Origin of the sequence: Garicola koreensis (assembly GCF_014195445.1) — a bacterium.
GTDB lineage: Bacteria > Actinomycetota > Actinomycetes > Actinomycetales > Micrococcaceae > Nesterenkonia > Nesterenkonia koreensis.
On the sequence record NZ_JACIBT010000005.1, the window covers coordinates 25,213 to 43,857 of the forward strand.

The 18,645-nt window shown below is 65.5% G+C and carries 17 protein-coding genes, 1 tRNA gene and 1 other RNA gene; 11 read left to right on the plus strand and 8 right to left on the minus strand.

What is annotated here, in order from left to right:
- The first annotated feature begins 19 nt into the window (after positions 1-19).
- On the plus strand, positions 20-685 hold the full coding sequence (locus FHX47_RS07750) for a response regulator transcription factor (RefSeq protein ID WP_183358361.1): 666 nt from the start codon (positions 20-22) through the stop codon (positions 683-685).
- Positions 685-2,109 carry a sensor histidine kinase gene (locus FHX47_RS07755; protein ID WP_183358362.1) on the plus strand — a complete coding sequence of 475 codons (1,425 nt, stop codon included), beginning with the start codon at positions 685-687 and terminating at the stop codon, positions 2,107-2,109. Before FHX47_RS07750 ends, FHX47_RS07755 begins: the two co-directional genes overlap by 1 nt.
- Here FHX47_RS07755 and FHX47_RS07760 read toward each other — a convergent pair.
- Positions 2,066-3,109, minus strand: a complete 1,044-nt coding sequence (locus tag FHX47_RS07760; protein WP_183358363.1) for a TAXI family TRAP transporter solute-binding subunit — start codon at positions 3,107-3,109, stop codon at positions 2,066-2,068. The two genes, FHX47_RS07755 and FHX47_RS07760, sit on opposite strands and share 44 nt — an antisense overlap.
- A gap of 209 nt (positions 3,110-3,318) precedes the next feature.
- Between FHX47_RS07760 and FHX47_RS07765 the strand changes: the two genes are divergently transcribed.
- The 4 genes from FHX47_RS07765 to lhgO are packed head-to-tail and all read left to right on the plus strand — an operon-like array spanning position 3,319 to position 8,201.
- On the plus strand, positions 3,319-4,386 hold the full coding sequence (locus FHX47_RS07765; protein WP_183358364.1) for a TAXI family TRAP transporter solute-binding subunit: 1,068 nt from the start codon (positions 3,319-3,321) through the stop codon (positions 4,384-4,386).
- Positions 4,387-4,408: 22 nt separating this feature from the next.
- A complete protein-coding gene (locus tag FHX47_RS07770) occupies positions 4,409-4,873 on the plus strand; it encodes a DUF1850 domain-containing protein (protein WP_183358365.1) in 465 nt (154 codons plus the stop codon).
- Positions 4,870-6,954: a TRAP transporter permease gene (locus FHX47_RS07775; RefSeq protein ID WP_183358366.1), complete on the plus strand. Its 2,085-nt coding sequence runs from the start codon at positions 4,870-4,872 to the stop codon at positions 6,952-6,954. Before FHX47_RS07770 ends, FHX47_RS07775 begins: the two co-directional genes overlap by 4 nt.
- Positions 6,954-8,201, plus strand: coding sequence for an L-2-hydroxyglutarate oxidase (gene lhgO, locus FHX47_RS07780; RefSeq protein ID WP_221206239.1), 1,248 nt, complete (start codon positions 6,954-6,956; stop codon positions 8,199-8,201). Before FHX47_RS07775 ends, lhgO begins: the two co-directional genes overlap by 1 nt.
- A 13-nt stretch (positions 8,202-8,214) precedes the next feature.
- Here lhgO and FHX47_RS07785 read toward each other — a convergent pair whose 3' ends face one another.
- The 4 genes from FHX47_RS07785 to FHX47_RS07800 all read right to left on the minus strand — a co-directional run bounded on the left by FHX47_RS07785 (position 8,215) and on the right by FHX47_RS07800 (position 11,575).
- A complete protein-coding gene (locus tag FHX47_RS07785) occupies positions 8,215-9,330 on the minus strand; it encodes a hypothetical protein (RefSeq protein WP_183358367.1) in 1,116 nt (371 codons plus the stop codon).
- A 291-nt stretch (positions 9,331-9,621) separates the two neighbouring features.
- Positions 9,622-10,494, minus strand: coding sequence for a DNA-methyltransferase (locus FHX47_RS07790; protein WP_183358368.1), 873 nt, complete (start codon positions 10,492-10,494; stop codon positions 9,622-9,624).
- Between the two features lie 82 nt (positions 10,495-10,576).
- Positions 10,577-10,664: transfer RNA gene (locus tag FHX47_RS07795), tRNA-Ser, on the minus strand.
- Between the two features lie 77 nt (positions 10,665-10,741).
- A complete protein-coding gene (locus tag FHX47_RS07800) occupies positions 10,742-11,575 on the minus strand; it encodes a tyrosine-protein phosphatase (protein ID WP_183358369.1) in 834 nt (277 codons plus the stop codon).
- Positions 11,576-11,643: 68 nt separating this feature from the next.
- On the opposite strand from FHX47_RS07800, the gene ffs reads away from it, so the two are divergent.
- The 4 genes from ffs (at position 11,644) to FHX47_RS07820 (ending at position 14,324) form a co-directional block, all read left to right on the plus strand.
- Positions 11,644-11,740: signal recognition particle sRNA small type (ffs, locus tag FHX47_RS07805), an RNA gene on the plus strand.
- Between the two features lie 65 nt (positions 11,741-11,805).
- Positions 11,806-13,206 carry an MFS transporter gene (locus tag FHX47_RS07810; protein WP_343064341.1) on the plus strand — a complete coding sequence of 467 codons (1,401 nt, stop codon included), beginning with the start codon at positions 11,806-11,808 and terminating at the stop codon, positions 13,204-13,206.
- Between the two features lie 61 nt (positions 13,207-13,267).
- Positions 13,268-13,756 carry a hypothetical protein gene (locus FHX47_RS07815; protein ID WP_183358370.1) on the plus strand — a complete coding sequence of 163 codons (489 nt, stop codon included), beginning with the start codon at positions 13,268-13,270 and terminating at the stop codon, positions 13,754-13,756.
- 25 nt (positions 13,757-13,781) lie between these two features.
- Positions 13,782-14,324, plus strand: a complete 543-nt coding sequence (locus tag FHX47_RS07820) for a thermonuclease family protein (protein WP_183358371.1) — start codon at positions 13,782-13,784, stop codon at positions 14,322-14,324.
- A 25-nt stretch (positions 14,325-14,349) separates the two neighbouring features.
- On the opposite strand, the gene glsA is transcribed toward FHX47_RS07820, so the two are convergent.
- Genes glsA through FHX47_RS07835 form a run of 3 tightly spaced genes read right to left on the minus strand, consistent with a single transcriptional unit; the run spans position 14,350 to position 17,045 of the window.
- Positions 14,350-16,143 (minus strand): glutaminase A, encoded by a 1,794-nt coding sequence (gene glsA, locus FHX47_RS07825; RefSeq protein WP_183358372.1) that lies wholly within the window; start codon positions 16,141-16,143, stop codon positions 14,350-14,352.
- Between the two features lie 40 nt (positions 16,144-16,183).
- Positions 16,184-16,639, minus strand: coding sequence for a DUF3817 domain-containing protein (locus FHX47_RS07830; RefSeq protein ID WP_183358373.1), 456 nt, complete (start codon positions 16,637-16,639; stop codon positions 16,184-16,186).
- 16 nt (positions 16,640-16,655) lie between these two features.
- Positions 16,656-17,045 carry a hypothetical protein gene (locus tag FHX47_RS07835; RefSeq protein WP_246328104.1) on the minus strand — a complete coding sequence of 130 codons (390 nt, stop codon included), beginning with the start codon at positions 17,043-17,045 and terminating at the stop codon, positions 16,656-16,658.
- Positions 17,046-17,268: 223 nt separating this feature from the next.
- On the opposite strand from FHX47_RS07835, the gene aceA reads away from it, so the two are divergent.
- On the plus strand, positions 17,269-18,627 hold the full coding sequence (aceA, locus tag FHX47_RS07840; protein WP_183358374.1) for an isocitrate lyase: 1,359 nt from the start codon (positions 17,269-17,271) through the stop codon (positions 18,625-18,627).
- Positions 18,628-18,645: the final 18 nt, after the last annotated feature.

Consider the following 18,645-nt stretch of genomic DNA (forward strand, 5'->3'; position numbering starts at 1 on the left):
ACCGGCCGGGTGCCCGCCTATGATTCGAGTACTGCTTGTTGAAGATGACCTGCGGCTGGCGTCAGCGCTGCGGGAGGTGCTCACTGGGCGCATGCAGTTCGCGGTCAAGCATGTCACCACTGGCCGTGCCGCGGTGTCGGCCGAACCAGCCGACGTCGTGCTGCTGGACCTGGGCCTGCCGGATATGGCCGGTCTGGACGTTCTGAAACAGCTGCGCGGCCGCTACGAGTTCGCCGGTGCAGGCATCATAGTGCTCACCGCCCGCGGGCAGACAAAGGACCGGATCGCCGGGCTGCGCACCGGCGCGGACGATTACGTGGTCAAACCCGTCAGCGTGGCCGAACTCACTGCCCGGATCGAGGCAGTGGCCCGGCGTGCCTCCCAGCCGCCGAGCTCTGCTGTCAGTGTGGGTGCCATCGGCATCGATCTGGCCTCGCGGCAGGTGACCCTGGACAACGAGCTGATCGAGCTGACGGCCAAGGAGTTTGACCTCCTGGTGGCGTTGGCCCAACAGCCCGGGCGCACTGTGGCACGCCATCACCTGATGATGCAGGTCTGGCGGAGCTCCTGGCCCAGCAATGAGCGGGCGCTGGAGGTCCACGTCAGCTCGCTGCGGGCCAAACTGGGGGACCCCGGGCTCATCACAACTGTCCGGGGCATCGGCTATCGTCTGGTGCGACCCTGATGCATCGACGGCTGGTCGGTGTTGTCCTGGCCCTGTTGGTGGTGGCCACCCTGGGGCTGGCGTTGCCCCTGGCGTATGCCGTGGTGGACCGGGAATCCCACCAGATGCTCTTAGACCGCACCGCCGATGCGGCTCGGCTGTCCTCGTTGGCTGAGAACGCGGTGCTCACCGGCCAGGTTCAGGGCATCACCGCTGAGGTTGAAACCTACGACCAGATCTTCGGCATCTCCGCTGTGGTTCTGGACGCCGAGGCCGACGTGGTGGCAGCCAGCAGCCCGGGGCTGACCCTGGCCGAGGTGCAGGCTGCCTCCGGCGAATCAGCCCAGCAGCCCGCTGAACAGGTATTGGCTGCTTTGGCCGGGGTCCGGCAGGAGCCCGAGGGCAGAATCTGGCCCTGGAGCACCGAGCAGATGCTGGTGACCGAACCCGTCAACGACAGCGGTGAGACCATCGGTGCGGTCGTCACCTCCTCGCCGACGACGGCGGTGACACGCTCGATGTGGATCCAGTGGGCCGTCATCGCTGCGGCAGTGGCGGCGACGCTGCTCCTCGGCGCACTGGCGGCTCGTCCGATCAGCCGGTGGGTGCTGCGCCCGGTGGCCCAGCTGGCCCAAACGGTCGAGGCGGTACGAGGTGGGGACCTGGGCGCCCGAGTCTCTGCGGTGCAGGGCCCCGGGGAGCTGAGGCAGTTGGCCTCGGCCTTCAACGAGATGAGCGAAACCATCGGGCAGATCCTGCACCGGCAGCGCTCCTTCGTCGCCTATGCCGGCCACCAGATCCGCAATCCGCTGGCCGCGGTGCGCCTGCGCGTGGAGTCGCTGGGCCACGACGGTGAGCCGCAGCAGGAGGCGGTCCTCGAAGAGCTCGACCGGCTGAATCGAACATGTCAGGGGCTGCTCAGCCTAGCCCTTTCTGAGGATGCTGAGCTGGACCGGGTTCAGGTTGATGCAGCCGCCATTGCTGCGCGGCGGCAGTACGCCTGGCTTCCCATCGCAGAGCAGTTGGGAGCCCGGATCGACCTGGAGATCCCCGATGAGCTGACAGTGCGCACCTTGGAGCACACGCTGGAGCAGACCCTGGACGTGCTGATCGACAATGCGCTGAAATTCGGCGGCGAAGGAGTCACCGTGCGGATCCGTGGAGAACGGCGCAACGCTGATCACATCCGGATAGTCGTCGAAGACGACGGCCCCGGCCTGCCCGCCCAGATGCTGCAGGAAGCGGTCATTCCCTTCTGGCGCCGCACCGACGCCGAGCACGAGGTCCCAACAGCCGCCCATGGGACCGGTCTGGGTCTCTCGGCGGTGGTGTCACTGCTGGAGCTGGACAACAGCACCCTGAGTCTGCAGCCACGCAGTCCGCACGGAATCTGTGCGGTGATCAACCTCTATGGCCCCGCTGCGCGCTCCGATGCGCAGGCTTAGCGCGCTGATAATACTCCAGCGCCCCAGGGTGCAGCTCGACAGGCTGGGTGTTCAGCGCCGAACGCTCGTGCAGCTGCCGAATCACCGGACTGACTTCCACCAGATCGGCCCGAGAGCCGAACAGATCCCCGGTCAGCGACTCCACGGTGCTGTCGGGCAGCTCGGTGCTGACGATCAGCAGGCTGGAGACCCCGATGCTGCGCACACCGGGCACCCCGGGGTAGGTGTCCACCGGAACCGGCACATCTTCATAGAAGCTTTGTCCCTGCTCAGCCAACGGCCCGGCCCACTCGGAGAGGTCGATCAGGCGAATCGGGGTGCGCTCGGCCAGCTCCGTGACGGCCTGGGATGGCAGCCCGCCCGACCAGAAGAACGCCGCAATGTCACCGTCCTCCAGGGCCTCGACCGACTCGGCGAGGTCCATGGAGACATCCTCCAGGTCCGAGCCCTGCTCCAGCCCGGCCACCTCGAGCACCCGCTCGGCCGCCACTCGGGTTCCGGACCCGTCCGCGCCGGCTGAGATGGTCGTGTCCTCCAGATCAGTCAGCCGCTGGTACTCGGAATCCGCCAGCACCACCAGATGCAGCGGCTGGTCATACATGCGACCCACCGCCCGGATCGGCAGCGGACGGTCGAACGGCGGCTCGCCGCGGGCCGCCAAGGCAGCGACATCGGAGGTGGAGAAGCCGGCGTCGACCTCGCCCGAGACAATCATCTCCACATTGACCTGCGAGGCTGCCGACTCCTGGGCCGCCAAGGGGACCTCGGAGTCCTGGGTCAGTCCCTCCAAGGCCTGCCCCAACTCGTAATACACCCCGCCGTTGAGGCCAGTGGCCAAAGTCAGCGGTTCCTGTTGAGGGGCCGATCGATACGTGCTCGCCCAAAGAACAGCCGCTGCAGCCAGCACCAGGGCCAGCAGCGGCACGATAACCGTCGTCAGCTTCCGGCGTGACCGTATCCTCTCAGTACTGCCCACCGGCACAGCATAACTCTGCGGCATGGGTTGAGTGCTACCAGCTCGTGTTCGCGTCAGCTCAAGAGTTCCTCAAGCTTGACGGCAATGACTGTTGTACACATGTGACGTGCACCATACTCAATCTGTGTCGAAATGCTGGCCAGCGCGATACAGCTCAGCTCATGTAAGCCATAGGCAATGGCTGCCCAGCTGAGTGTGAGGAAGGCTCGCAGTCCAACGAAAAGAGGAACCCCATGTTCGAAAAGCGCGGACGCTTCACCACCTCCGGTGCGGTCCTGGCGGCATCAGCCCTGTTGCTGACGGCCTGCGGCGGAGACGACGGCGGCGACGCTGCCTCCGGCGGCGCTGAAGAGGTCGGCGACCAGGACGCCCAGTTCCTGACGGTGGCCACTGGCGGTTCCTCCGGTGTGTACTATCAGATCGGAGCTACCCTGGCCGATGTTCTGGCCGACGAGATGGACTCGGACACTTCGGTGCAGTCCACCGGCGCCTCAGCGGAGAACATCAACCTGCTCACCGACAACAACGCCGAAATTGCCTTCACCATGGGCGATGCCACCGTCCAGGCCGTTGAGGGGACCGGACCCTTCGAGGACGACGCCCGGGACGGTCTTATGGCGATCATGACCATGTACCCCAACACCGTCCAGTTGATCGCCCGCGCCGATGCTGGCATCGAGTCGGTGGAAGACCTGGCCGGTGCCAACGTGGCGGTCGGTGACGTCGGCTCCGGCGTCGAGCTCAACGCCCAGATGGTGCTGGGTGCCTACGACATGAGCTACGACGACATCAATGCCGACTATCTCCCCTACGGTGAAGCCACTGATCAGATGGCCAACGGGCACATTGATGCGCTGTTCGCCACCTCCGGGCTGCCGAACCCTTCTCTGGTGGAACTGGGCACCAACACCGACTTCGTGACCGTTCCTATTGACGGTGACGGCCGGGAGACACTGCTCAATGAGTATGAGTTCTTCCAGGATGCCACTATCCCGGCCGACACCTACGAAGAGGATGAGGACACCGAAACTGTGGCCGTGGTCAACCACCTGATGGCCAACGATGAGTTGAGCGAGGATGCCGTCTATGACATCACCTCGGCGATCTTCGACAACCTGGACCGCATCCACAGCTCGCACACTGAGGCAGAGAACATCACCGCCGAGACTGCCACTGAGGGTCTGGTGGTTCCGCTGCACCCCGGGGCGCAGCGCTACTACGAGGAGAACGACCTCCCCACTGGGGGCGGCGGTGAAGATGCCGGTGGCGAGACTGAGGACACGGCCGACGACAACGCGTAGCCGGCCGGGCCCGACGCCCGGGATGACTCGGCGGCAGCTGCTGGCTTTTGCCGGGGCAGCGGCTGCCGCCGGGACCCTGGGGCTGACCGGCTGCGGCACCGGTGGGCACAAGCTGGTGTGTCAGCATCAGCGCAGCGGTGAGGTCTATGGCGAGTTCGACATCGTCACAGGCTCGATCATCACCCATTCATGGATCCATTCCATCGAGCTGAGCCGTTGGACCGACACCTACCGGTTCGACGGTGAGGCACTGACGCTGACCAGCACTGAGTTCGAAGAGTACGGCGCGGGGATGCCTCTGGATGAGGGGGATGTCCGCATGGAAGACGGCAAGGTCATCATTGAGAACATCGACCGAGACTTTGAGGCGATCCGCTGGATCCACTCCCACCGGGTGGACTACCAGATCGGGCTGGATAACCATGACGATCTCATCGCAGCCGGTGTGCTGCCCGACCGAGAACCGATAGAGCTGAGGCCACAATGACCAGGGACAAGAACACCGGAGACGACGTCGATCCGTCTTCGCAGACTCGTGCCGAGGCCAGGGCCGCCGTGATTGAGCAGCGGACCCCGGCCACCGGGGAGGACACGGTGACGTCTTCCGAGGCCCCTGAGGAGGAGCGCGCTGCCCAGCAGCGCGAGGCCGCCGAGGCTGCAGCCAAGTATGATTCCGAGTCCCGGGTGCGCGAGACGCATTGGCGGCCGGTGGGTCTGCTGATCAGTGCGGTGGCCATCATCTTGGCCCTCTATCACATGTATACGGCGTACTTCGGCACTCCGCCGACCCTGATACACCGTTCGCTGCATGTCAGCGTGATCCTGTTTCTGGTCTTTATGGTCTACCCGCCGACCCGCGGTGCCCAGTCCAACGGCTGGCGGATCGCCGACGGTGCCCTGGCGGTGGCGTCCCTGGTGCCGACTATCTACATGACCCTCAACTATGAGGAGTTTGTCCTCCAGGCTGGCCGGTTCACCTCCACCGACATCGTGGTCGCCTCACTGCTGGTGGTCCTGGTGCTGGAAGCGGCCCGGCGGGTCACCGGCATTGCGCTGCCGATCCTGGGGATCCTGTTCATCGGCTTCGGGCTCTTCGGCCGCGATATGCCCGGGCTCCTTCGCCACCGCGGATACGACTGGGACACCTTGGCCTACCAGTTCTATGCCGGCACCGAAGGGATCTTCGGCACCGCAGTTGGGGTGGCAGCCAGCTACATCATCCTGTTCATCCTCTTCGGCGCCTTCCTGGCCAAATCCGGGATGAGCCAGATGTTCAACGACTTGGCCATGGCCATCGCCGGGCAGGGCCGCGGCGGCCCGGCGAAGGTCGCCACCATCGCCTCTGGTTTCATGGGGTCGATCAACGGCTCAGCCATCGCCAATGTGGTCTCCACCGGGGCGTTCACCATCCCGATGATGAAAAAGATCGGCTACACCCGCACCTTCTCCGGGGCAGTGGAATCTTCGGCCTCGGTGGGCGGACAGATTCTGCCGCCGATTATGGGTGCTGCGGCCTTCATCATGGCCGAGACCATCGGGGTTCCCTACACCACTGTGGCCCTGGCAGCTATCGTCCCGGCCCTGCTCTTCTACATCAGCCTCATCGTCCAGATCCACCTGCGGGCGACCAAACTGGGGCTGCGGGGCATCTCCCGGGAGAACCTCCCGGCAGTGATGGAGGTGATCAAAGAACGCGGACACCTGCTGCTTCCGCTGGTGTTCTTGGTCTACATGCTGTTCTTCTCCGGACGCACGATCCTGTACTCGGCTCTGCTGACTATTCTGGTGACCATCGTGGTGGCGATGCTGCGCAAAAACTCCAGAATGAGCTTCCGCGATATCCTCGACGCCCTGGAAGAGGGGGCCCGCTCCACCCTGGGCGTCGCGGTGGCCTGCGCCTCAGTGGGCGTCATCGTCGGTGTGGTGACCATCTCCGGATTCGGTGTGACCCTGGCCTCGGCCATTGTCCAGCTCTCCGGCGGGATCCTGTTCTGGACCCTGGTGCTGACCATGCTGGCCTGCCTGGTGTTGGGTATGGGCCTGCCCTCGATCCCGGCCTACATCATCACCGCCACGATGGCCGCCCCGGCACTGACCATGCTGGGGGTCGAACCGCTGGTGGCGCACCTGTTCGTCTTCTACTTCGGGCTCTTCGCCAACATCACCCCACCGGTGGCGCTGGCCGCCTTTGCAGCCGCCGGGGTCAGCGGGGCCAAACCGATGGCCACCGGAGTGGCTGCCTTCCGACTCGCTGCAGCAGGGTTCGTGGTCCCCTACCTCTTCGTCTACAACCCCGACCTGCTGCTGCGCGGAGTCGGACTCGTGGAGGCAGTCACCGTCGTGGCCGCCGCACTGGTGACCATCCTGGTGATATCAGCCTCCCTGGAGGGTCACTTCATGGAACCCATCTCCTGGTACTTCAGGATCCTGCTGGTCGGTGCCGGGCTTCTGGTCTACACCTTCGAGATCCCGTGGGTCGGCCTTGGGGCAGCGATCATCCTAGCCGTCCTCGCCATCCAGCTGGGCAAGGCCAAAAAGAACAACAACCTCTCCTACTCCGCCATCTGATGGGACTGAGAATAGGTGTGGTCGGCGGAGGCATCATCGGCCTGGCGGTTGCCCGGGAGCTGATGCAGCGCCGGACGGGGGCCGAGGTCGTGCTATTCGAGAAGGAAGCCCGGGTCGCGGCCCACCAGACCGGGCGCAATTCCGGGGTGGTGCATGCCGGGCTCTACTACGAACCCGGCGGGCTCAAGGCGAAGCTGTGCCGCCGGGGCGTGGGACTGCTGCGCGACTTCGCGCAGGAGAAGCACGTCACCTACCAGGAGTGCGGCAAGATCGTGGTCGCCAAGGACGAGCGTGAACGCCAGCGCCTCCACGGAATCTATGACAAAGCCACCGCCAACGGAGTGCCAGGCGTCCAGCTGATCGGTCGCGCAGAGATCGAAGAGATTGAACCTCACGCCCAGGGTGTGGCCGCCCTGCATTCGCCGCAGACCGCCATCGTGGACTTTCGCGGCATCGCCGAGGCCCTGATGGAGGACCTCGTGTCAGCCGGGGCGGAGGTTCGGCTCTCCACGGAAGTGACCGCCGTCGGTGAGGATGCACCAGGCGGCACTGGGGGACGGGTCGCCCACGTCTCATCGAAGACCCGGGCCGGATCCAGCCAGGCGCAGCAGGTGGAAGCATTCGACCTGGTGGTGGTCTGCGCGGGGCTGCAGTCGGACCGCCTCGCCCGCGCCTCCGGCCAGTCACGGTTCCCCAAGGTCGTTCCGTTCTACGGGGACTACCTCCTGCTCAGCCCGGAGAAGGCTGCCCTGGTCAACGGTCTGATCTACCCAGTCCCGGACCCGCGCTACCCGTTCCTGGGGGTGCACATCACCCCGCGCTGGGACGGTGAGGTGATGCTGGGACCCAACGCGTTCCTCTCGTTGGGCCGCGAAATTTACCGACGCCGCAGACTCAATCCCAGAGACCTCGCGGATGTGGCGACCATCCCCGGGTTCTGGAAGTTCGCTGCCAAGAATGTGCCAGCCATGGCCCGTGAGACTCGCACTGCACTGAGCAGAGGCGCGTTCGTGGAGGAGGCCAAGCAGTATCTGCCAGGAATTGAGGTCCAAGATGTCACACCCGGTCCCCGCGGCGTTCGGGCGCAAGCCATGCACGCCGACGGGATCCTGGCTGATGATTTCGTGATCTCCGGGGGCTCAAAGGTGGTCCACGTCCGCAACGCGCCCTCACCGGGTGCCACTAGCGCGCTGGCCATTGCTGAGCACATCGCTGGGGAGGCGCTTTCCCGTCACAGTGGGACGTGAACCTCTCTGGCACTCAGGCCTTGCCGCGGCGCGAGCGCAGGACGAAGTAGAGAATCAGCGCAAGGAGACCCAGAGCCGCCGCACCCAGGGCCACGAAGGTCCACGTCTGGCCCGTCTGGGCCAGCTCGCTGTCATCGGTCTGCTCAGCGGAGGCAGCGTCGGGGGAGGCAGTGTCGCTGGACTGCTGCTCATCCGCCGTCTCAGTCTCAGTGGTCTCAATCTCGCTGGGCTCAGTCTCGCTGGTCTCAGTCTCACCGGTTGCCGTCTCGCTGGGTGTCGGCGAGGAAGTCGGCTCCGAATCGCCCGGAAACTGCGTGTTGGGGGTCTGCCCAGGGACCTCGAGCGTGCTGTCAACAGTCACATCGATCCATCCGAAGACCTCGTCTGCCGTGGTGGCTGCCAGGGAGTAGGAACCGTCGGCGACGCTGCCCGGCACCTGGATGGGCAGCACAATCCGGCTGGTGTAGTCCTGCTCGGAGCTGTGGATGTCTTCGTACCAGTGCTCCACGCCCTGGGTCTCACCGATGTGGACGGGGCTGTTCGGCTCGGACTCAGGGACCAGCCACAGCTCAGCGGAAGTGCCCTCGCCAACATAGGAGCCCAGTGCGGTGTAGACCAGCAGGTCAGTCTCCACCGGCAGCGGGCCGGTGCCGCCTTCGCCCAAGCTGATCTGATGCTGCGTCTCGCTGGTGAGGTCATCACCGGTGGGCCCCAGCGGATCTATGGGATCAGCCGGTGCCTCGTATTCGACGGCGTTTCCGTAGGTCCAGCCCACCAGTTCGCCATCATCGGTGGAGACCGCCAGCGTGTTGATCTCATCCAGGGCGACGTCGGAGGGGCTGATGGTCGTTTCCAGCCGGCCGTCCTCCGCGCTGGCGCTGCCGGTCCACGTTCCTTCGACATCTGCCGGCATCTGCGCGGGATAGACCCAGATGTCCAGCTGCTCGCCGGTGAAGTCCTCCTCAGTCTCCAGGTATATTCGCATGTCCTCGAAACCGGCGGGGATAGTGCCCCCGCCTTCGCCCAGATGAGCGGCACCGAACGTCTCGTCGGTGAAGTCCTCCGCGGCTGGGGCGTCGTCGGGCCCGGGGCTCTGTGTGCTGGCCGCCGCTGCCGCGGGCACGCCCACGGCCAAACAGCTGCCCAAGACCAAGGCGGTCGCTGAGCGGCCGGAAGAGCTGAACGTTGTGCGATGCTGAGTGCGTGCTGGGTGCTGCATGGTGAATCGTTCCCCGTGTGTGGTGCCGACGATCATGCCGAAGCCGTCGTCATAGGTATGTGCTGGTGAAGTTACGGAGTGCAGCAGTGTCGTTCAAGGGGTTCTGATGCCCATTGAATAACTATTCGCAGAAACGCGTAACGATTCAGTCAAGGCAACGGCAACGGTCGCATGCCATGGGGCGCATGAACCTGGACGGTCTCACGGTGCCGGGGGCGCTCCGTCAGCCTCCACATAGCGGATCCCGTCGGTGCCCAGGCGCCGGCGCATAGTGTCCAGGGCCTCAGGACTGTGATCGACCATTATGAACCGCCGGCCCAGCTGCGCCGCGACCGCCCCGGCAGTCCCGCTGCCGGCGAAGAAGTCCAGCACCCAATCGTCTGGGGCGGAGGAGGCCTGAACGATGCGGCGCAGGATGCCCTCAGGCTTCTGGTGCGGATATCCGGTCTTCTCCCTGCCGTTGGTGGTGACGATGGTATGCCACCACACGTCGGTGGGCAGTTTGCCGCGTGCCGCCTTCTGCGCGCTGACCAGTTCTGGGGCCATGTAGGGGATCCGGTCCACGGCGTCCTGATTGAAGTAGTGGCCCTTGGGGGTCTTGGTGTAGACCAGGATGGTCTCGTGCTTGGCCGGCCAGCGGTCTTTGGCTCGGCCGCCGTAGTCGTAGGCCCAAATGACCTCGTTGAGGAAGTTCTCCCGGCCGAAGATGTCATCCAGCAGGACTTTGCAGTAGTGGGCCTCGCGGTAGTCGATGTGAAAATAGAGCGTGCCCGAGGGCTTCAGCAGTCGGCGAGCCTCCTCCAGCTTGGGCGCGATGAACCCCAGGTAGTCGTCGTAGGCGTCCACGTAGCCCACTCGGCGAGTCTCCTGGGCGGTGTAGCTGGTGCCGCGGAAACCGGCACGGGCCTCAGTGCCGTCAGGGTTCTTCCGCAGGGTGCGCCGCTGCTGAATGATGCCGGTGTTGAACGGCGGGTCGATGTAGATCAGTTGAAAGGACTCGTCGGGCAGCTGGGGGAGCACCTGGGTGTTGTCACCGAGGACGACGACGCCGCGATCAGCTCTCAGATCGATCAACTCGGCCCCTTCGCACTAGTAGCGCTGCAGAAAACGGGCTGAGGCCCGGGCTGATGCCCGGACCCCAGCCCGTCGTCGTCTGCGGTGCGGGTGGGATTTGAACCCACGGTAGGGGGTTGCCCTACACAACGATTCCAGCGTTGCACCTTCGGCCGCTCGGACACCGCACCTGGATGCTCGATCATCGTATGCCGAGGAATGAGCAGACTACAGCTTAGCTGATTCGTGCCCGTGGATGCACATCGAATCAGTTCACCAGCTTCTGGTGCAGTCTGCCCACCAGCGTATCGGGGTCAGCGGTGTGGGAGATCAGATCCATCAGGCCCGGCTCTCCGCCCAAATCGGTGAGCATAGAATCCATGGAGTCCGAGACGGCGCCGAGCAGCGGATGGTTGCTGGCGAAGAAATCAGCCGCCGCTTGGGCGCTGTCATCCTCGGCGGTCTCGTTTGCAGGGGCGCCGGCGGCCTGCGCATAGGCGGCCGCGCGCAGGCGGCCGATGACTGCCATCATGTTCTGCTCGGTGGCCGCATAGTCCTCCACGATGACATTTCGGTCTGCACCCAGCAGTGCCAGGACCACGGCGGCGAGGATCCCGGTGCGGTCCTTGCCGGCGGCACAGTGGAACAGTACGCCGCCCTCGGCGGTGCCGATGATCCGCAGCGCGTGGACGACTTCCTGCAGGTGATTGCGCACCAGGGCCGCATACCAGCGTCCGACGTCGGCCGGTGACTGCATAGTGGGTGCGGCTCGAACCAGCGCCAGCGGGTGCACCGCAGACTCGGCCAGCGGCAGATGGTGGTGGGCGATTCCCAGTTCGCCGGCCGTGCGGTGCGGGGACGCCGAGGCTTCCGGTGTGGAGCGCAGGTCCAGCATGGCAGCCAGTCCCTGACCGGCGAGGGTCTGCAGCTCGCTGCGCGGAGAGATCGTGGGATCATCGGCCCGCCACAGCATGCCTGGACGCACCTTTCCGGAGGAGACGGCGATCCCGCCGAGATCACGAAGGTTCCCCAGCGGGTGGGTGCGCGCATCGACGTCGTGCGGGGCGGCGCTGTGGTTCGGTGTGGAGGAGGCGGAGGGCATTGGTCCATTCTAATCGGGCGGCGAACAGTCTGGTTCGCCAACTGCAGCGCCAGCGCGATACCCTAGAGTCTGGCCCCACGCGTGGTGTCATCCTGCTGAACTCCCCCAGGACCGGAAGGTAGCAAGGGTAAGTGGGCTCTGGCAGGTGCGCGTGGGGCTCTTCTGCTGAAGGAACGGGGAGACTGCTGAAGGACCGGGCGCTGAGTCAGACCCAGCGGCGGATACTGGTCGTGGCGCTGGTGCCGCTGTTCATGTCGCTGGTCAGCGTCTCGATCGTCAACGTGGTGCTGCCGGCGATTCAGACGGGGATCGACGCCAGCTCATCGGGGCTGCAGTGGGTGCTTTCCGGCTATGCGCTGGCCTTCGGCGTTCTGCTGGTCCCGGCAGGCCGCGCTGGTGACCTCTTCGGCCGCGGCCGGCTCTTCGTCCTGGGCGTCGGGCTGTTCGGCACGGCGTCGCTGGTGGCGAGTCTGGCCCCCGACGAGGTGGTGCTCAACGTTGCCCGCGTCTTTATGGGCTTCGGCTCCGGACTGCTGAACCCGCAGTCGATCGGCCTGATCCAGCAGTACTTCGACGGCGAGCAGCGCGGCCGAGCCTTCGGCATGTTCGGCTCCGTGGTCGGCGTCTCAGTCGCTCTGGGCCCTGTACTGGGCGGCAGCTTCATCGCGCTGCTGGGAGACGACTGGGGATGGCGCACCTCATTTATGATCAACGTGCCCACGGCGGCGGCCGCAATCATCACCGCAGTCCTCTGGCTGCCGGCCTCTGCCTGGCGCGCTCTGCCGCAGGCCCGGGACGGGGGCTCCGGCCGCGCCCGAGCGGACTTGGACCCGGTGGGAATCATCCTGCTGGGTGCCGCGATACTGGCCATCATGCTGCCCTTCCTGCAGTCCGGGGCCGGATGGTGGATCTGGACGCTGGTGGGCGCCGGCGTGCTCGTTGTTCTGCTGTGGCTGCGGTGGGAGTCCCGGTACAAGGCGCGCGGACGCGCTCCCATGGTCGACACGGCCCTGTTCCGGATTCGCAGCTTCGCCAATGGTTCGCTGCTGATCGGCCTCTACTTCACCGGCATGACCAGCGTGTGGGTGGTCATTGCGCTCTACCTGCAGCTGGGCCAGGGGTACACCGCGCTGCAGGCCGGGCTGATGGGCCTGCCCTCGGCGATCTTCTCCGCCGCCTCTGCCGCGGTCGCCGGCCGGCGGGTGGTCCGAGTGGGCCGCCGGCTGGTGCTGGCCGGTATGGGCGTGCTGCTGCTGGGCCTCGCAGCCAGCGTGGCAGTGATCCTGCTGCACAACTACGCGGGCATCAGCATCTGGTGGCTGCTGCTGAGCCTGGCATTCGTGGGGATGGGGCAGGGCCACGTGGTCAGCCCCAATCAGACGCTGACGCTGCGAGCGGTGCCGCTGAGCTATGCCGGCTCCGCTGCCGGAGTGCTGCAGACCGGCCAGCGGATCGGCACAGCAGTGGGCATCGCCATGATCACCGCCCTGCTGTTCGGGATGCAGGGGGTCTTCGGCTGGACGGTCGCCGCAGTGTCGGCTTTCACCACCATTGCGGTGATCATCCTGATCTCGGCTGTTGTGGGGGTCATCGACTATCGCCAGGAGCGCCGGGAGAATCGCCGTGGGTGAATCGGAGTGGGTGAATCGGCGTGCGTGATGCGCCCGGCCCCGGGAACCTACGCTTAAGGACATGACTCAGAACGACGACGCCGCAGTGTCCCCGTCCGGGCTGACCAGTTTCCTTCGTAACCCGTGGGTCCAGGGTGCGCTGACCGGGGCACTGGCGCTGATTCCGGCACGGAAGTATCCCGGCTGGCTGCGCCGGGGCATCATCTGGGCGCCGACCTTCGCCGGGGCGGTCGGCCTGGGCCTGCTCGCGAAGAATCAGGAGCCTGCGGGGGATACGGCGCAGCAGGCTGATGCCCCCACTGTGCTGAAGGTTGCCGCGGCCGGAGCCGCGGCAGGCGCCGTCGCGTCTGTGACGTTAGCAGTGAGCTTCTGGGCCGATGAGCAGATCGAGCGCGCTCTGCACTGGATGCGGGTGCCTTTCCCGCGTGCAGTGATGGGCGCTGCCGCCGGAGCATCGGCCGGGTGGATGGTCACCCAGGAGAACGCACGCGAGCGCACCCAGCAGACGAGCCGCACCCAACAGGCCAGCCCCGCCCCGCAGGGCCGATAGGCCCGGCACGGATACCCTGGAACCTATGTCCACCAGGGGGAAGCTGCTGCTGTGGGCGGCGGTGGTGCTGCTGGCGGTCCTCGCCGCCGCAGCCCTGAACTGGCTGCAGAACCGCGAACCGCAGTTGCCGGAGGGCCATTCGCCGGACGCCGAGGTCGCCACCCTGGTCAGGGTGGTGGACGCAGACACCCTCGTCGTGGAGCTCGCAGGCGTCGAGGAGCGGGTGCGGCTGCTGAACATCGACACCCCGGAGACGGTGCACCCGAACCAGGAGGTCGAATGCGGCGGGCCTGAGGCCAGTGAACGGGTCAGCGAGCTGGTGGAGCCCGGCGACGTCGTCGTGCTGGAGTTCGACGAACAGAGGCGCGATCGCTACGACCGGCTGCTGGCCGGGGTCTTCGCCGACGATGTCTTCATCAACGAGCGGCTGGCCCGCGAAGGGTGGGGCGAACCGGCGTACTACGCGCCCAACGGCCGTTTCCTGGAACAGATCGAGGCGGCGTGGGACGCGGCGGAGGCCGAAGAGGTCGGCATCTTCTCCCAGGAGTTGGACTGCGCCACCGGATGATCCGGCGTCTGACCGGCGGCGCACATCACCAGTAGGCTGCGGCCTCGTGCATCGCCCGGTCAGCCACCCGGTAGGCGTCGCGGGTCATCGCTTTCCAAATGTCCACCGCGATCGAGGGACGCACCTGGCTGACGTGGTCCAGCGCCTCAGCGGAGAACTTCAGCAGCGTCACCGGTGTGGCTGCTCGGACTCGCGCCTCCTGCAGGTCATCCCTGGCCAGGGCGAGTTCGCCGAAGGACGTTCCCACCGACATCGTGACCGGGGTGGAGCCGTCGGTATGGGCGTAGTCGAACTCCGCCACAGCTTCGCCGGCGGTGACAATGTGGATCCCGGAGAAGGGCTCACCGGCTTCGAGGATGATCTCATCGGCGGCGAAGTGCAGCACGTCGAAATGCGTGCGCATGTAGCGCCGTGCCGCCGCTGACATCTGCTGCAGCAGCGGGTGCTCCTCCACCTGTTTGTGGTCCACTTCGTCGTCGGCCCCGTGTCGGCGCAGCAGCTCATCTTCGCACCAGCGCATCGCAGCTTCCAGGTCATCCATGATGCGGATGCCGTTGGGGTCCTCGTCGCGGATGGGCAGCGCGTCCTCCGGGTCCACCAGGACGGCCTCACCGCCGGCGGCCTGGATCCGATCGCCGATGGAGAGCAGGGTCATCCTGGCGACTTCGGCCACATCGTTGACTCTGCGCATGTCCAGCACGGCGAACTCGGGGGAGTCGTCGACCATCCGCCGCACCACTGATTCCACGCCGCTGAAGTTCAGGTCGCCCTGCAGCTCGTAGATGCGGCACTGCTCACCCAGGGTGTCCAGCAGGATCTGGTGAGGTTCGGGACGACGACGCCGCGAGGGCCGCTCCGCCAGGCTGTAGGTGTCGCGCACTGCGGTGCGGGAGCTGCGGGTGACCTGCATCAGGTGCAGCTCCATCTCCTCAGAGATGTGCTCGAACACCGCCACTCCGCGTGCGCTGTGCCCGTGGGCGTCCAACCGTGGGGAAAAGACCGCCAGGCCCAGCTGACCGGGCAGCACGCCGATGATTCCGCCGCTGACCCCACTCTTGGCGGGCACCCCCACCGAGGTGATCCAGTCGCCCGCAGTGTCATACATCCCGCAGGAGGTCATCACACTGAGCACGTGTTCGACGACGCTGGGTTCGGCCACCCGCTCACCGGTGGAGGGCTGCACTCCGCCGTTGGCCAATGTGGCGGCCATCCGGGCTAAGTCCTGGGTGGTCACCGTCATCGCACACTGGCGGATGTACTGGTCCAGGAAGTCCTCCGGATCAGATTCTAAGACTTCGAACTCGCGCAGCATGTGGGCGATGGCGCGGTTGCGGTGGGCGGCGCTGAGCTCGGACTCATACATCTGTTGGTCGAAGGTCAGCTGGCGGCCGGCGAAGTCGGAGAACCACTGCTGGACCCTCTCGAAGCGTTCCTGCCGGTCCTTGCCGGCCACCAGTGAGGCTGCGGTGATGGCACCGGCGTTGATCATCGGGTTGCTGGGCCGCTTGGTCCCCGGATCCAGGCTGATTTCGTTGAAGGCGTCCCCGGAGGGTTCGACGTCGATCTTCTGCGCCACCGCCGCCGGCCCCTGGTCCTGCAGCGCCAGCGCATAGGTGAACGGTTTGGAGATCGACTGGATGCTGTAGGGGAACTGCCCATCACCGACGGTGTAGAGGTGACCGTCCACAGTAGCGATGCACAGCGCGAAGCGGTCCGGGTCGGCCGCCGCCAGTTCGGGGATGTAGCTGGCTACTTTGCCGACGGCGTAGTGGCCGTGGTCGGCCAGCGACTCCAGGTAATTCTGAATGGGGTTGCGCATGGAGCCTCCTCATCGTCGTCGAATCAGAACGGTGTGCCTATCAGACCGGGGGGCCGAGCACCACCAGGACTGTGAACACTACCGCGACGGCGAGGAAACCCACGACTAAGCTCTGTGCCGGGTGGCGGATGACCAGCCGCATGAGTCGATCGTGCCACAGCTGGTCACGGGGGTCCTCCGTGGCGTTCAGCCGCCAGGCTCCGGTCAGTCGGGAGGAGCGGGTGAGCCAGATGTCGACCGGGATGGTGGCATAGGGGACCACGGCGCTGACGATGGCCACTGTGGTGGGGTAGGGCCGCCACCGCTGGTTCTTGGCCACCAGCACGGCCGTGGTCCCGTAGGCCAGGAACACAAACCCGTGGATGCCGCCGCCAATGGTCACCGCGAGGTCCCATCCGGCTGCTGCGCGCAGGATCAGCCCGCCGATCAGCAGCGTCCAGGAGATGACCTCGGCGATCCCAAAGGTGCGAAATAGCGCGTGTGGAGAGCTGAACACTGTGGCCTTCAGGACTTCAGCTGTTCTTCCAGCGGCGGGCGGCGACGAAGCTGCGCACGCCCAGCACCAGGTAGACGAGAAGCACAATCAGCGACACCAGGGCCGCGATCACTGCAGGTGGGTTGTCGGCGTCGCCGGCGAAGAGCGCCCCCAGATCCTGCAGAGGCATAAACATCCCCAGCGCTCCGATCAGCGCGACCACCAGAGCGATGTGGATGCCGAGCATGAGCTTCTTCACCGCGATCCATCCGCTGATCAGCAGCAGCACGCCGATGAAGGCGGGGATCATGGCAGTCACGGAGGCGAAGCCAGTACCGATGTAGCCGATGAGTCCCACCACCACGAGGACCCCGCCGGTGGTGAAGGTCAGCTTCGGCATCGGGCTGGACGGACTTTCGGTGCTCATGGTGCTCCAATGCGTTGTCGGGGGAGGGGCACGTCCAGTCTACAGACCATTTCTACACGATGTAGAAGTCAGTCGAGTTGTGGTACTTCTTCGCATTTGCGAAAGAACTGCAAATCTTTTGTCGAAATTGGCTGGATATGGGGTTGTGCGGTGTTCGAAACTGGAGTTGTTCGCAAAACCGCGGACCCCGAGACAGCGGACATTGGATCGAAGGGGATTCACCATGACGGAGACAACCGCCACTGCACAGACCACCAACGGCACCACCGCCGGCGCCTTCCAGCCTGAAGGTCGAGACGTCTTCGAAGAGAAGGTCCAGGCGCTGCAGCACGAATGGGACACCAACCCGCGGTGGTCCCACATTCAGCGCGACTACACCGCCGAAGAGGTAGTGCGGCTGCAGGGGACCGTGCAGGAGGAGAACACGCTGGCCAAGCGCGGCTCCGAGAAGCTGTGGAATCAGCTCACCAGCGAGTACGCACAGGGCACCTACACCAACTCGCTGGGCGCCCTGACCGGAAACCAGGCCGTCCAGCAGGTCAAGGCGGGGCTGCGCGCCATCTACCTCTCCGGCTGGCAGGTCGCAGGCGATGCCAACATCTCCGGCCAGACCTACCCTGATCAGTCCCTCTACCCGGTCAACTCGGTGCCCACAGTGGTGCGCCGGATCAACAATGCGCTGCTTCGTGCCGACCAGATCGAGTACCTGGAGGGCAAGCGCACCGTCGAGGACTGGATGGTCCCGATCGTCGCAGACGCTGAAGCAGGCTTCGGCGGCCCGCTGAACGCCTACGAGCTGATGAAGCAGATGATCTCCTCCGGCGCCGCCGGCGTGCACTGGGAGGACCAGTTGGCCTCCGAGAAGAAGTGCGGACACTTAGGCGGCAAGGTGCTGGTCCCCACCGGCCAGCACATCCGCACCCTGCAGGCCGCCCGCCTGGCAGCCGATGTCAGCAGCACCCCCAGCGTCATCGTCGCCCGCACCGATGCGGAGGCGGCAACTCTGATCACCTCCGACATCGACGAGCGGGACGCCGAGTTCATCACCGGTGAGCGTACCGCTGAGGGCTTCTACAAAGTGCGCAACGGCATTGAACCGTGCATTGCCCGGGCCAAGGCCTACGCCCCCTACTCCGATCTGATCTGGATGGAGACCGGAACCCCGGACCTTGAGGTGGCCAGGCAGTTCGCCGAGGCGGTCAAGGCCGAGCACCCGGACCAGATGCTGGCCTACAACTGCTCACCCTCGTTCAACTGGAGGAAGCACCTCGACGACGCCACGATCGAGAAGTTCCAGCGCGAGCTGGGAGCCATGGGCTTCACCTTCCAGTTCATCACCCTGGCCGGGTTCCACGCCCTGAACTACTCGATGTTCGAACTGGCCAAGGGATACAAGCACTCTCAGATGAAGGCCTACGTGGAGCTGCAGGAGAAGGAGTTCGCCGCTGAGGCTGAGGGCTACACCGCCACCAAGCACCAGCGCGAAGTCGGCACCGGCTACTTCGACGCGATCTCCACCACCCTGAACCCCGAGTCCTCCACGGTGGCCCTGAAGGGTTCCACCGAAGAGGGCCAATTCTGAATCAACTGTCGGTCCGCC